1 protein-coding gene is annotated in these 794 nt (G+C 53.9%); it reads right to left on the bottom strand.

Annotation, left to right across the window (positions count from 1 at the left end; translation table 11 throughout):
* Positions 1 to 626 (bottom strand): 1-deoxy-D-xylulose-5-phosphate synthase N-terminal domain-containing protein (locus tag HW130_RS35180; protein ID WP_256356539.1); only part of this gene is annotated, 626 nt, incomplete at its 3' end.
* Positions 627 to 794 lie beyond the last annotated feature (168 nt).

The following is a 794-nucleotide window of genomic DNA, read 5'->3' as shown; positions in this document are numbered from 1 at the left end:
CGCAGCGAAGAGTAAAGCTTACCGGAAAGCAGCTGTGCCAGATGGTTATTGAGCGCGCCGACATTTTCGGAAATCGACATTTCATTGTCGTTGAGGACCACCAGCATATCAGGACGGATATCGCCCGCGTGATTCATCGCTTCAAACGCCATGCCAGCGGTAATCGCGCCATCGCCAATGACACAGACGGTGCGGCGATTTTTGCCTTCTTTCTCGGCAGCAACCGCAATACCAATTCCGGCACTGATGGAGGTTGATGAATGCCCGACGCTTAATACGTCATATTCGCTTTCGCCGCGCCACGGGAACGGGTGCAGGCCGCCTTTCTGACGGATGGTGCCGATTTTGTCGCGGCGTCCGGTCAAAATTTTATGCGGATAAGCCTGATGCCCCACATCCCAAATCAATTGGTCAAACGGGGTGTTGTAGACATAGTGCAGCGCCACGGTCAGTTCGACCGTGCCCAGCCCGGAGGCGAAGTGCCCGCTGGAACGGCTCACGCTGTCGAGTAAATAGCGGCGCAGTTCGTCGCAGAGTTTCGGTAAACTCTCTTTCGGCAACAGTCGTAACTCCTGGGTGGAGTCGACCAGTGCCAGGGTCGGGTATTTGGCAATATCAAAACTCATCTCGAGGGTACCTCAGCTTGCGAGACGCATCACCTCTTTTCTGGCGACTTCACGCGCGTTCGCATCAACAGATAACACATCGTCCACACATTGTGGTTCGCGCATATCCATTTTTTCCAGTACGGATAAATTCAACGCAGCGATATCCGTAAAGCGGATTTGTTGCGC

It is taken from the genome of Streptomyces sp. PKU-EA00015 (assembly GCF_013387495.1).
Classification (GTDB): Bacteria; Actinomycetota; Actinomycetes; order Streptomycetales; family Streptomycetaceae; genus Streptomyces.
This window is presented reverse-complemented; position numbering and strand designations above follow the sequence as displayed.